The 13430-nt window shown below is 62.4% G+C and carries 10 protein-coding genes and 1 pseudogene; 7 read left to right on the top strand and 4 right to left on the bottom strand.

Annotated features, from left to right (window positions below):
- Positions 1 to 39: 39 nt before the first annotated feature.
- The 4 genes from NLY44_RS08380 to NLY44_RS08365 all read left to right on the top strand — a co-directional run bounded on the left by NLY44_RS08380 (position 40) and on the right by NLY44_RS08365 (position 4807).
- Entirely contained in the window at positions 40 to 1020 is a 981-nt protein-coding gene (locus NLY44_RS08380) for an RluA family pseudouridine synthase (RefSeq protein ID WP_023672769.1), read from the top strand.
- A 62-nt stretch (positions 1021 to 1082) separates the two neighbouring features.
- Positions 1083 to 1940 carry a DMT family transporter gene (locus tag NLY44_RS08375; RefSeq protein WP_081727411.1) on the top strand — a complete coding sequence of 286 codons (858 nt, stop codon included), beginning with the start codon at positions 1083 to 1085 and terminating at the stop codon, positions 1938 to 1940.
- Between the two features lie 11 nt (positions 1941 to 1951).
- Positions 1952 to 2743, top strand: a complete 792-nt coding sequence (locus NLY44_RS08370) for an ATP12 family chaperone protein (protein ID WP_023805247.1) — start codon at positions 1952 to 1954, stop codon at positions 2741 to 2743.
- Between the two features lie 177 nt (positions 2744 to 2920).
- The gene (locus tag NLY44_RS08365; protein ID WP_023682590.1) at positions 2921 to 4807 is read left to right on the top strand and encodes an MFS transporter; all 1887 of its coding nucleotides are present in this window, start codon (positions 2921 to 2923) and stop codon (positions 4805 to 4807) included.
- Between the two features lie 94 nt (positions 4808 to 4901).
- Here the strand turns inward: NLY44_RS08365 and NLY44_RS08360 are convergent, their stop codons facing one another.
- Positions 4902 to 5099, bottom strand: a complete 198-nt coding sequence (locus NLY44_RS08360; protein WP_023706518.1) for a DUF2735 domain-containing protein — start codon at positions 5097 to 5099, stop codon at positions 4902 to 4904.
- Between the two features lie 316 nt (positions 5100 to 5415).
- Between NLY44_RS08360 and NLY44_RS08355 the strand changes: the two are divergent.
- Positions 5416 to 6455 (top strand): annotated as a pseudogene (locus tag NLY44_RS08355) (glutamine synthetase beta-grasp domain-containing protein).
- A 137-nt stretch (positions 6456 to 6592) separates the two neighbouring features.
- Here the strand turns inward: NLY44_RS08355 and glnA are convergent.
- Both glnA and NLY44_RS08345 read right to left on the bottom strand, forming a co-directional pair.
- Positions 6593 to 8002, bottom strand: coding sequence for a type I glutamate--ammonia ligase (glnA, locus tag NLY44_RS08350; RefSeq protein ID WP_023672775.1), 1410 nt, complete (start codon positions 8000 to 8002; stop codon positions 6593 to 6595).
- Positions 8003 to 8060: 58 nt separating this feature from the next.
- A complete protein-coding gene (locus NLY44_RS08345; protein ID WP_006205430.1) occupies positions 8061 to 8399 on the bottom strand; it encodes a P-II family nitrogen regulator in 339 nt (112 codons plus the stop codon).
- Positions 8400 to 8783: 384 nt separating this feature from the next.
- On the opposite strand from NLY44_RS08345, the gene NLY44_RS08340 reads away from it, so the two are divergent.
- Positions 8784 to 10337, top strand: a complete 1554-nt coding sequence (locus NLY44_RS08340) for a bifunctional ADP-dependent NAD(P)H-hydrate dehydratase/NAD(P)H-hydrate epimerase (protein WP_023755200.1) — start codon at positions 8784 to 8786, stop codon at positions 10335 to 10337.
- Complete coding sequence (locus NLY44_RS08335; RefSeq protein WP_023805246.1) at positions 10334 to 12334, top strand: hypothetical protein; 2001 nt, start codon at positions 10334 to 10336, stop codon at positions 12332 to 12334. The genes NLY44_RS08340 and NLY44_RS08335 overlap by 4 nt, the downstream gene beginning before the upstream one ends.
- Positions 12335 to 12359: 25 nt before the next feature.
- On the opposite strand, the gene NLY44_RS08330 is transcribed toward NLY44_RS08335, so the two are convergent.
- Positions 12360 to 13430, bottom strand: coding sequence for a M48 family metallopeptidase (locus NLY44_RS08330; RefSeq protein WP_023755202.1), 1071 nt, complete (start codon positions 13428 to 13430; stop codon positions 12360 to 12362).

Here is a 13430-nt window from a genome sequence, read left to right as displayed (position 1 = left end):
TTTCGGGGTCACGCGTTAGAAACGGATAAAGCGAAAATCATGGCAGGCGTAGAACAGATCACGGTGGAGGCCGGCGAGGCGGGCATGCGGCTCGATCGCTGGTTCAAGACCCATTTCCCCGGCCTCGGCTTTGGCCATCTGCAGAAGTTGCTGCGCTCGGGCCAGATCCGCGTCGATGGCGGCCGGGTCAAGGCCGACAGCCGTGTCGAGCCCGGCCAGGTGGTGCGTGTGCCGCCGCTCGAGGTCGACAAGAAGGGCGAGAGTGCGCTTACGGGTTACTCGATCCGCAACCAGGGCGACGCCGATGTGCTGGCCAAGATGCTGATCCACGAAGATCCAAAAGTCTTCGTCTTCAACAAGCCGGCCGGCCTGGCGGTGCAAGGCGGCTCGGGCGTCACCCGCAATGTCGACGACATGCTGGAGGCCTGGCGCAGCCAGAAGGGCGAGAAGCCGCGCCTGGTGCACCGGCTCGACCGCGACACGTCGGGCGTGTTGGTGGTTGCCCGCACCAGGCTTGCGGCGATGAAGCTTTCCGAGTCATTCCGGGCGCGCGAGACCAAGAAGACCTATTGGGCGCTGGTCAAGGGCGTCCCGCCCAAGCGTGAGGACAAGATCTCGACCTGGCTGATCAAGGAGCCGACCGAGGACGGCGACCGCGTGCGCGTGGCAGCCCATGGCGAAAAGGGCGCCGACCACGCCGTGTCCTACTATCGCATCATCGAGCAGGCGGCTCAGACGATGACCTGGCTGGAAATGGAGCCGTACACTGGCCGCACCCACCAGCTGCGCGTTCATGCCGCCTATATCGGCTGCCCGATCCTCGGCGACCCCAAATATTTCGAGGCCGACACCAACTGGGACTTTCCGGGCGGCATTCAGAACCGCCTGCATCTGCATGCGCGCCGCATCGTCATTCCGCACCCGGACAAGGGCGTCATCGACGTCACCGCGCCGATGCCGCCGCATATGCGCCAGAGCTGGAACCTGATCGGCTTCGACGACGCCAGCGCGGAGGACTGACATTGGCCGTTGCCTCGGTATTGGATCGCCGCGATGCGGTCGATCTGGCGGCTGCTTCCATCATGGTCGGGTTGACCTTTTCCTGGGGGCTGAACTACGTCGCCGCCAAGATCTCCTATGCCGGCTTCGATCCGGTTTTCGTCTCGATCGCACGTTCGATCATTGGCGGGCTCTGTGTGCTCGGCTGGTGCTGGCTGCGCGGCATCAGGCTGTTTAAGGCCGACGGGTCGCTTGTCGCCGGCATCATCGTCGGCGTGCTGTTCGGCGTCGAGTTCCTGTGCCTCTATATCGGGCTGGAATACACGACCGTTGCCCGCAACACACTGCTGGTCAACACCATGCCGTTCTGGGTCCTGATCGGCGGCCATTTCCTGCTCGGTGAGCGTATCAACGCGCGCAAGCTTGGCGGGCTCGTTCTCGCCTTCTGCGGCCTGGTGGCGGTGTTTTCAGACGGGATTGCCGGCGGCACCGACGTGACCTTGATGGGCGATCTGCTCAGCCTCGGCTCCGGTATTCTGTGGGCGGCGACCAGTATCGTCATCAAGCGTTCGAAACTGGTCGAGACCAGTGCCGAGAAATTGCTGCTTTATCAGCTGGCCGGTGCGGCCATTGTCGGTGTCCTGGTTCTGCCTTTCGCCGGCCCGCCGATCCGCGCGGTCAGTGCCTTGCCGACATTGGCGCTGCTGTTCCAGTCGCTCTATATAGTTGCCTTCACCTATGTGCTGTGGTTCTGGCTGCTCAGGCGCTATCCGGCATCGGGCCTGTCGAGCTTCGCCTTCCTGTCGCCGGTGTTCGGCGTCCTCTGCGGCGCTATCATTCTTGGCGAGGCGCCAACGACCAGGATCTTTGTGGCGCTTGGGCTGATCGCAGTCGGCCTGATCATCGTCAACCGGCCGGCGCGCAAGCAGGTACCTGGATAGAAAGTTCGACCATGCGTGACATCCTCAACGACCTCGAAGCGGGAAAGCATCTGTCCGATCCGGATCCGGTCCGCCGCGCGCAGATCCAGATGAAGACGCACCTGCCGAAGCGCTTCTACAAGGACGTGTCGGTCGCAGCTGTGGAGGACGGTTTTGCCGTCCATCTCGACGGCAAGCCGGTGCGCACGCCGGGCAAGGCGCTGCTGGCGCTGCCGACCGAAAAGGCCGCCGCCCTGGTCGCCAGTGAGTTCGCTGCACAGGGCGAGACCATCGACCCGGTCACGATGCCGGTGCTGCGTCTGGTCAACACCGCCATCGACGGCGTCGCCAGCGACCCGCAGGCGGTGCTGGAGGACGTCTTGCGCTTCGCCTCGTCCGATCTGACCTGCTACCGCGCCGACGCGCCACAGGGGCTGGTCGAGCGGCAGAACCAGCATTGGGATCCGGTGATCGACTGGGCGAGAGCGACATTAGGGGCTCGGTTCAATCTCGCCGAGGGCATCATCCATGTCGAGCAGCCGCGCGAGAGCATCGCAGTGCTCGGCGCTCATCTTGCCCAGCGTGCCGAGCCGCTGCGGCTGGCCGCAATCCATGTCATGACTTCGCTGACCGGGTCGGCGCTGCTGGCGCTGGCGGTCGATTACGGCGCGCTCGATGGCGACGCGGCTTGGGCCGCCGGCCATGTCGACGAGGACTGGCAGATCGAGCATTGGGGCCAGGATGCCGAGGCTGTCGCACGCCGCTCGGCCCGCAAACGCGACATGATGGCGGCCGTCGGCCTGCTCGATGCGCTGAAGACCTGATCCTCGGCCTTTGCCGCACTGCACCTAATACCAAAGTCATAAATCCAAGGTCTGTCTGCCTCCGGCGGTCGCTTTCTGTCATTTTTTACGCTGATGGCTGGTTCGAGTCGCGTTCAGAGGGAACGCCGACGATGACGCCCAGCGTCGAAGGCAGACGATTCACGGGAGGACAGTTCAATGGCATTGGCATCGACCGCCGGCGGAGCCAGCCGCGGCATGACACGAGAGGAGAAGAAGGTCATCTTCGCCTCCTCGCTGGGCGCGGTTTTCGAATGGTATGATTTCTATCTCTACGGAGCGTTGGCCGGCGCGATCGGCTTGACCTTCTTCAACTCGTTTCCCGAAAGCACCCGCTACATCTTCACGCTGCTGGTCTTCGCCGCCGGCTTCATCGTGCGCCCGTTCGGCGCGCTGGTGTTCGGCCGCATCGGCGATCTCGTCGGCCGCAAATACACATTCCTTGTCACCATCATGATCATGGGTCTGTCGACTTTCCTTGTCGGCCTGCTTCCGGGTTCAGAGACACTGGGCATTCTGGCGCCGATCCTGTTGATCGCGCTGCGCATGCTGCAGGGCCTGGCGCTTGGCGGCGAGTACGGCGGCGCCGCGACCTATGTCGCGGAACATGCGCCGGACGACCGTCGCGGCTTCTACACCTCATGGATCCAGACGACGGCGACGCTCGGCCTTTTCCTGTCGCTGATTGTCATCCTGCTGGTGCAGAATTCCGTAAGCAAGGACGCCTTCAACGCCTGGGGATGGCGCATTCCGTTCCTGGTCTCGGCTATCCTGCTCGGCATTTCGGTCTGGATCCGGCTGTCGCTTTCGGAATCGCCGACCTTCCTGCGCATGAAGGAAGAGGGCAAGAGTTCCAAGGCGCCGCTGTCGGAAGCCTTCGGCCAGTGGAAAAACGCCAAGATCGCCATCCTGGCGCTGTTCGGCCTCACCGCCGGTCAGGCCGTGGTATGGTACAATGGCCAGTTCTATGCACTGTTCTTCCTGGCCAATGTGCTCAAGGTCGACGCGCAGTCGGTCAACATCATGATCGCCATTGCGCTGGCACTCGGCACGGGCTTCTTCGTCTTCTTCGGCTGGCTGTCCGACAAGATCGGCCGCAAGCCGATCATCATGGCCGGCCTTGCGCTGGCAGTCGTCACCACCTTCCCGCTGTTCAAGGCGTTGACCTGGGCCGCCAATCCGGCGCTCGCCACCGCACAGCAGAACACGCGCGCCACGGTGACGGCGGCTCCGGGAGACTGCAACTTCCAGTTCAACCCGACCGGCACGCGCGTACCGGTCAGTTCGTGCGATATCGCGACCGACTTCCTTGCCAAGAACTCGGTGCCTTACGACATCGTCTCTACCGCGGCGGCGGGGACCCCGGCGAGTGTCATGATCGGCAGCGAAACTGTGGCGTCTTATGATGCCAAGGCCGCGGGCGACAAGAAGGCTGCAAGCGACGCTGCCTTCAAGAAGGGTATCAACCTCGCGCTTCAGGGTGGCGGTTACCCGTTGAAGCGCGCTGCCGCCAAGGTTGCCGACCAGAAGCTCGACGCCTTTGTCGCGGCCAATCCTGAACTGAAGCTCGATGCGGCAGCCATCCGCGCCGGCGAAAAGACCGCGGTCCCGACCGAACAGGCCATCAAGGACAAGGTGCTGACCAAGGATGAGGCCGCGGGCGCCACCGAGGTGACCGTGTACAGCGTTCCGGCAGCGGGCGCGTTCGCGATGTTTGCCGACCCCGCACAGGTCAACTGGGCAAAGGTCATCGGCATCCTGTTCATCCTGGTCCTCTACGTGACCATGGTCTACGGGCCGATCGCGGCGATCCTGGTCGAGATGTTCCCGACACGCATCCGCTACAGCGGCATGTCACTGCCCTATCACATCGGCAATGGCTGGTTCGGCGGCCTGCTGCCCGCGATCGTGTTCGCGTTCAGCGCCTACAAGGGCGATATCTATTACGGCCTTTGGTATCCGGTGGTGATCGCGGCGGTGACGCTGATCATCGGCATGATCTTCGTCAGGGATACGCTCGGCACCGACCTGCATACCAAGCAGTAGCCGACGGCTCTGTATCAAACAAAAAACCCGGCGCGAGCGATCGCGCCGGGTTTTTGATTTGTGGGCCTGTTCGATCTATCAGCGCGGAAGACGCCTAGCTCTTGCGAGGCTGTTCGGCCTCCGCAATGGCGGCCTCATGATACCAGGCCCCGCCATGGGCAAGCGGGTGATCGCGCAGCGAAGCAAGCTCTGCCGCAAACTTGGCCTTTACGCCTAAATTTGAGGCACCCGCACGCGCTGCCACCGGGAACATCAGGATTTTGGCCGACGGACGGGCTGAGGTGATTTCCATGGTCGGTCTCCTTTCTTCTGGAGAGGCTCTTCGATTCATCTTTCCATCAAGGTAGGTCCTGCAATCCTTTTAGGCAAGATGCCTAAAGAAAGATCGGCATTTGCCTGTTATTTAAGCAAATTCTGCCTTTGATTGATCCGGGCGCATTGCTTAGGCGGCTTGCCATCACCGGCGGGATGAAAGGGCATTTTTGCCGCACCCTGACCAACTGAAGTGGCACACGATTTGCATTTTATCGACCGGCAGCTGGGCTGCTGGATGGCTCGGCGCGCCGGCGTCATCCAGGTTCGGTGATCAAGCAACGAGAGGCTCTAGAATGACGAAATACAAGCTCGAGTATATCTGGCTCGATGGTTACACGCCGGTCCCCAATCTTCGCGGCAAGACCCAGATCAAGGAGTTCGCCGAGTTCCCGACGCTCGAGCAGCTGCCGCTGTGGGGCTTCGACGGTTCTTCGACGCAGCAGGCCGAAGGCCACAGCTCCGACTGCGTGCTGAAGCCGGTCGCCGTATTCCCGGACCCGGCCCGCAGCAATGGCGTGCTGGTGATGTGCGAAGTGATGATGCCAGATGGCGTGACGCCGCATGTGTCCAACAAGCGCGCCACCATCCTCGACGACGAAGGCGCCTGGTTCGGCTTCGAGCAGGAGTATTTCTTCTACAAGGACGGCCGTCCGCTCGGCTTCCCGAGAGCGGCTATCCGGCGCCGCAGGGCCCGTACTACACCGGCGTCGGCTATTCGAATGTCGGCCCGATCGCGCGCCAGATCGTCGAGGAGCATCTCGACCTTTGCCTCGCAGCAGGCATCAACCATGAAGGCATCAACGCCGAAGTGGCCAAGGGCCAGTGGGAATTCCAGATTTTCGGCAAAGGCTCCAAGAAGGCCGCCGACCAGATGTGGATGGCCCGCTATCTCTTGCAGCGCCTGACCGAAAAGTACGAGATCGACATCGAGTATCACTGCAAGCCGCTCGGCGACACCGACTGGAACGGCTCGGGCATGCACGCCAACTTCTCGACCGCCTATATGCGCGAAGTCGGCGGCAAGGCCTATTTCGAAGCGCTGATGGCTCAATTCGACAAGAACCTGATGGACCACATCGCCGTCTACGGCCCGGACAACGACAAGCGCCTGACCGGCAAGCATGAGACCGCTCCGTGGAACCGCTTCAGCTACGGCATCGCCGACCGAGGCGCCTCGATCCGCGTGCCGCATTCCTTCGTCAACAATGACTACAAGGGCTACCTGGAAGACCGCCGCCCGAATTCGCAAGGCGACCCCTACCAGATCGCTTCGCAGATCCTGAAGACCATCGCGGAGGTTTCGACCAGCGCGCAGGTCTCGGCGGCCGCCTAAGCATCTATAGCGGCGCAGGCTTCGTAAGCCTGCGCCGTAGCCTGCTGCTACCACGTCTACGGTCTGCTATTGGTCAAACAAAAACCCCGGCGTCTGAACTGACGCCGGGGTTTTTCCTTGTCGCTGAGGCTTATCGCTCAGACCGAATAGTACATGTCGTATTCGACCGGATGCGGGGTCATTTCGAAGCGCATCACTTCGGCCATCTTGAGCTCGATATAGCTGTCGATCTGGTCGTCGTCGAAGACGCCGCCGGCTTTCAGGAAGCCGCGGTCCTTGTCCAAGCTTTGCAGCGCTTCGCGCAGCGAACCGCAGACGGTCGGAATCTTCTTCAGTTCCTTCGGCGGCAGATCGTAAAGATCCTTGTCCATCGGCTGTCCCGGGTGGATCTTGTTCTTGATGCCGTCGAGGCCGGCCATCAGCATGGCGGCGAAAGCGAGGTAGGGGTTCGCGCCCGGATCGGGGAAGCGGACCTCGACGCGCTTGGCTTTCGGCGACGAGCCGAACGGAATGCGGCAGGAGGCCGAACGGTTGCGCGCGGAGTAGGCGAGCAGCACCGGGGCTTCATAGCCAGGCACAAGGCGCTTGTAGGAGTTGGTCAGCGGGTTGGTGAAGGCGTTGATGGCCTTGGCGTGCTTGATGATGCCGCCGATGTAGAACAGGCACGACTCCGACAGGCCGGCATATTCATTGCCGGCGAAGGTCGGCTTGCCGTTCTTCCAGATCGACTGGTGGACGTGCATGCCCGAGCCGTTGTCGCCGAAAATCGGCTTCGGCATGAAGGTGGCCGTCTTGCCATAGGCGTTGGCGACCTGGTGCACGACATATTTGTAGATCAGCATCTTGTCGGCGTTGCGGACCAGCGTGTCGAACTTGATGCCGAGCTCGTGCTGGGCAGCGGCAACCTCGTGATGGTGTTTTTCGACGCGCACGCCCATTTCGGCGAGCACGGTCAGCATTTCGGAGCGCATGTCCTGCGCGCTGTCGATCGGCGGCACAGGGAAGTAGCCGCCCTTGACGCGCGGGCGGTGGCCGAGATTGCCGGTCTCGTAGTCGGTGTCGTCATTGGACGGAAGTTCGGTCGAGTCCAGCTTGAACCCGGTGTTGTAGGGATCGGCCTTGTACTTGACGTCGTCGAAGACGAAGAACTCGGCTTCGGGGCCGACATAGATGGTGTCGCCGATGCCTTCGGCCTTCATGTAGGCCTCGGCCTTCTTGGCAGTGCCGCGCGGATCGCGGTTGTAGGATTCGCCGGAGACCGGATCGAGAATGTCGCACAGGATGACCATGGTCGACTGGGCGAAGAACGGATCCATGTGGACGGTGTCCGCATCGGGCATCAGCACCATGTCGGACTCGTTGATCGCCTTCCAGCCGGCGATCGAGGAGCCGTCGAACATGACGCCGTCGGCGAACATGTCTTCCTCGACCTCGATGACATCCATCGTCACGTGCTGCAGCTTGCCCTTCGGATCGGTGAAGCGCAGGTCGACGAATTTCACGTCGTTGTCCTTGATCTGCTTCATGATGTCTTTGGCTGTCGTCATGTCGTTTCTTCCCTGTGTGATGACGTTTCGAGGAGACGTTAATCTGAAATCAGAAAGCTCAGACGGCGTCCATCCCCGTTTCGCCGGTGCGGATGCGAACGACCTCCTCGATGTTGGAGACGAAGATCTTGCCGTCGCCGATGCGGCCGGTCTGCGCCGCCTTGCGGATGGCTTCGATGGCGCCTTCGACGGCGTCGTCGCCCAGCACGACTTCGATCTTCACCTTGGGCAGGAAGTCGACGACATATTCGGCGCCGCGATAGAGTTCGGTATGGCCTTTCTGGCGGCCAAAGCCCTTAGCCTCGGTCACGGTAATGCCTTGCAGACCGGCCTCCTGAAGCGCTTCCTTCACTTCGTCTAGCTTGAACGGCTTGATGATCGCTTCGATCTTTTTCATGTAAAAAGTGGCCTCCACTGCCAAAAAAACGGGTTGTGCGCCCCGCTTGCGCCTCCATCAAGCACGAACTGTGCCAATTTCAGCCCACGCGAAGCGGTTTCGCGCAATTCCAATGCCGCGCCGCGCCGGGATGCACATTCGCGTCATCCTCTGCTTCGGCTGCGGCAAAGCTGCCCGAAGCCTACACATTGCCGCTTCGGGCGTCTGCACGATAATTAGGCAGATTGCGCATTTTGCAGGCCCGCGCGGATCCGTGGCACCAGTCTGCGAAAGGATTGGCCGCACGCCAACGCAGCACCTGGCCGTTTGCTTCGAATCCGAAACTGGACAATGCTCGATAGGGACAAAGGGGTCGGCCTTGAACGAAATGCGGATCGGCAATCCATGAGCAATGAAGTCCTGTCGCCGGCCGAGATGGGCGAGGCCGACCGGCTGGCGATCGCGGCCGGTCCGCTCGACGGCTATGGCCTGATGCAGCGCGCCGGCGAAGCGGTCGCTGCTGTGGTCCTGGCACGCTATCCCGCAGCAAGCCGCGTGCACGTGCTGTGCGGCCCCGGCAATAATGGTGGCGACGGCTATGTTGTAGCGCGGTTGCTGGCCGAGGCTGGTGTGAATGTGGCGCTCTGGGCCGAAGGCAAGCAGAAGCCCGGGAGTGATGCGGCGCGAGCTTCCGAGGCCTGCAATCTGCCGGTCGAGCACATCGGACACTGCTACCCGGAACCGGGTGAAGTCGTCGTGGACGCGCTCTATGGTGCGGGATTGTCGAAGAAGATATCCCTGCATGCGTCTGCCGTCTCAGGATTGGCCGCGGCGGAGCGCGTGCCTGTGGTGTCAATCGATCTGCCTTCTGGTGTGTCGGGCGAGACCGGCTTGAGCAACGCTTATTTCAAGGCCGACGTGACGGTGACGTTCGTGCGGAAAAAGCCCGGCCATCTGCTGATGCCGGGGCGCAGCCTCTGCGGCGAGATCATCGTCGCCGATATCGGCATTCCGGATGCGATCGTCGATGAGTTCAAGATCAAGACGTTCGAGAACACGCCTGACTTCTGGCTATACAGTTTTCCGAAAACGGCGGTCGATACACATAAGTATAAGCGCGGCCACGTCAGCGTCTTTTCCGGCGGGCCGAGCGCGACAGGTGCGGCGCGGCTGTCGGCGATGGCTGCAGCCAGAGCCGGGGCAGGGGCGGTGACCGTGCTCTCGCCTGAAAATGCCATACAGGTAAACGCCGCGCATCTGACATCGATCATGCTGCGCGAGGCCGGTTCGATGGAGGAAGTGCAGGAATTTTTGTCGGCGAGGCACCCCGAAGTACTTGTGTTCGGACCAGGGCTCGGGCCGAAACCCAAGGTGGGGGATTTCGCGTTGCAATTGATCGCGACGGTCGCTGACCTAAACCGCATGTCGACGAGTTCATTCGGAATTCAGCGCCCTGCCATTGTCTTGGATGCTGACGCCATCACGTCATTGGCGCATCAGCCTCAGGCCCTGTTCGACGCCGCGCTGCTCCCGTTGGCGCCGGTATTGGTGCTGACGCCGCATGAGGGCGAATTCGCCAGACTTTTTCCCGACATCGCGAAGGACAAGAAGCAGTCGAAACTCGCCAAGGCGCGCGCAGCCGCTGAACGAGCCAACGCCATCATGGTCTACAAGGGCGCCGACACCGTCATCGCGGCGCCGGACGGCCGCGCGGTGATCAACGCCAATGGTGCACCATGGCTCGCCACCGCCGGTTCCGGCGACGTGCTGGCGGGCATTGTCGCCGCGCTGCTGGCGCAGGGCATGCAGGCATTCGAGGCCGCCTGCGCAGCGGTCTGGATACACGCCGAGGCCGGCAGCCGCTTTGGACCGGGTCTGATCGCCGAGGATCTCCCGCTGGCACTGGTGCCGGTGCTGCGTGAACTGGTCGATGCACGGCAGAAGGTGGCGATCAGATGAAGCATTTCGCGTTCGTCGTTGCGGCCATCATCGCGCTGTTCGCGTCACATGGCGTGCGTGCTCAAGAGCCCGTGACCATCGTCGACGATCCGGCGGTGCTCGCCGCCCTCGATGTCAAGGGTTTTGGCTTCGCCCGCATTTTCGCCGTCGACGGCCCGGACGATCTGAAGACGCTCTACAGTGAGGCGCCGGCCTATCGTGCCGTTGTCGACATGGTTGCGGCCGATATTGCCACGCTGCGGGCCGAGATAAAGGCCGGCGGGCGCACGCTCTACGAGGTGACCGACGGCAATGTCGGCCGCATCATGGATATGCGCTGGCTGAAGACCGAGGCCGCGCGCTTCCGCCTGGTCGGCGTCGTCAACCGGCTGGACCGGCGTGACTTCACCGCGCTGCAAGGTGACAAGAGCTGTGGCGAGGTGCGCTTTGTCTATCGCCTGGCCTACAGTTTCCGCAAGAACGGCAAGGTTCTGGCATCGCGGCTGCCATTCAATTTCAACGCCGTCTACAGCGTGGCGCCGGATGCCGATGGCGGCTGCGTCGGCGTTGCCGGGCGCTGGACACCGCAGATCGACGAAAACGTTGATGCCGGCTGGCTGGCCGGCGGGCCGCTGGCACCGGAGGAACTGAACTTCAAACAGCTTGAGCTCAATGCGCAGGTGGTGCGTTTTCCCTCGGGACAGGAGACCGAATTCGGCGGGCAGGCGGCCTATCTGATGCGGATCTTCGGCATCGATGGCGCTGCCATCACCGAGAAGCCGCTGGAGAATACGCCTGACGTTGCGCAGCTCTCGGACAATGCTGCACTCAAGAAAAGGCTCGCCGACTACGTCATCGCCGATGTCGCGGCGGTCGATCTCGGCGTCTACGAAATCCCCGACGAATTCCTGGCGAAGAAAATCATTTCGTGGTCGACCTTCGGCAGCGCGAGACAGGCCAACCATCCGTTCACGCCGCTGTTCCAGCCAGCGGATTTCGCCGGCCTGGACTATGCGGCGCTAAAGCTGGTGCGGACACCGGAGGCGCTGGTCGAGCGGCTGGACAATGGCGCCTGCCAGGGCTGCCACCAGGCGGGCTCGACGGCCGGCTTTCACTTCATCGGCCTCGACGACAAAACGACGTCGCCGCTCAACCGCATCGAAGTCGGCATCTCGCCGCATCTCCATGCCGAGATTGCGCGACGTGAGGCCTGGCTGCGCGCGACCGAAGAAGGCAAGGAGCCGAACCGCTACCGGCCGCTGTCCTTTGCGCCGCCGGCGACATGGACCGATGCCGGCGATGTCGACTACGCCCCGGCCGAGATGGCGATGACGTGCCTTATGCCGGATGATGCAAGACGCTTCGGCGCGACTTGGCAATGCGGTAGCGGCACCGTCTGCACGCCGCTGGCGACGGCCTCAGGCGTGCGCACCACGCTGGCGCAATGTCTGTTGCCCAAGGACAGTCCAAAGATGTTTTCGGGCCATCCCTGCCTGACCGGGTCGATCGCCAGCAACCCGTCTCAGCCGTTCAACGACCGCTACAAGATCACCGGCCAGTTCGCTGCTTTTGCGCCGACCTTTTCGCGGACCGCCTACACCTGCCGGCCACCGAAAATCGGCGTACCGGCAGGCATCGCTTATCGCGGCTGCGACGACAAGGACCGCAGCTTCGCCGCCTTCAAGACGGGCAAGCCGATGCCATCGGAAATTTGCGGCATGGTCGGCGGCAAGAAATTCGACACCTGCGTCGCCACCAACAATTTCGACCAGTGCCTCGGCGGCGCGGTCAACCGCGGCAACCGTCCCGCCTGTTCGGCCGATCATTTCTGCCGCGAGGATTATATGTGCCAGTCGCTGCCGCCCGACACGCCGGGCGCCGCCAAGGTGAAAGGCATCGGCTACTGCTCGCCGACCTATTTCATCTTCCAGATGCGCATCGACAACCACGCGACGCCTTGGGCGAGCGCGACCAGCGCCCCCAGGGATGCGGGGTTCGGGGCGGCAGAAGAGGAGTGAGCCTGGGAGTTGGGCGACCACCAGTTCAGCGCTGCAGATGGTCTTCCATCCGCGCAGTCCATTTGGTGTCGAATTCCGCAATATGCCGCTGTGCTACGCTCGAGTTCAGCAGCGTCGAGAGCGCGGTCACGGCGATCGGGTCCAGGTCGGGCGGCTCCGTGTAGCCAAGCGCCGCCAGCCGTTGAGCCAATGATGGATGGGTGGACTTTGCGTCATCCGGGCTTGCCCACGCCTTGCGGGCGCAAACATCGAGGCAAATGGGTTCTCGCAGCTGGCTGGCAGCTTCCAGCATGCGCTCGAGCGGCGGTCGCGGCGGACGCAAAGCACCTCGCAATTCATGCTGCAAAGGGTCATAGACCGTCTCCGTGAAATGCACGTCTGCCGTGGCAAGAAGCAACAGCGCGCGTGCGGCGTGCTCGGCGTCGCCGGAGGATGCCGCGTGTCGATCTGCCTTGATCTCCGCTTCGCGCGAAAGCCGGATTTCTTCCCGCTCGAACGATTGCGACAGCCAGCCGATAGCGGCGTGGAGCAGGCTGCCTGTGATCGTGGTTCCGGGCGGGGCATACTCGAAGACAAATCCGAAACCGTTTTCGAACTCAGCGAGATTGAGGCTGCCATTGGTATCCTTGTTGCGCACATGCGCGTCCTCATGGGCAAGGATCGCGGCAAGCGCTCTTTCATCGGTCACTGCGAGGAGAGGGATGCCAATGGTTAGAAACAGCCGATTGCCGAGAAGGCCGAGAAGCGTGCGCTCTTCGCGCACGCTGGCGTTCAGGTTGCCCTCTAGTATGACAACCGTGCGCGCAGCACGGTGCGGTCCGGCGACGCTCCGCCACAGCGCCCACAGGCCGGGCGCTTCTGCTTCACTGACGCCTTTGATCTTGCTGCGTCGGAAGCCCGCAAACAATGTGCCGAACAGAAATGCCAAGGCCGTGGTGGCGATCGGCATGACGACGAAGCCGCTGGCGATAAACCAGATTGGATGGTTGTCGAGCAGGGACATCCAGACGCAGAAGATGATGAGAGCGGGAACAACGAAAAACAGGACCGTGAACCTGCCAAACCGCCGACCGGCGCTGATGATCAGTCGCGACAT

Source organism: Mesorhizobium sp. C089B (genome assembly GCF_030323125.1).
Taxonomy (GTDB): Bacteria; Pseudomonadota; Alphaproteobacteria; order Rhizobiales; family Rhizobiaceae; genus Mesorhizobium.
This window is presented reverse-complemented; position numbering and strand designations above follow the sequence as displayed.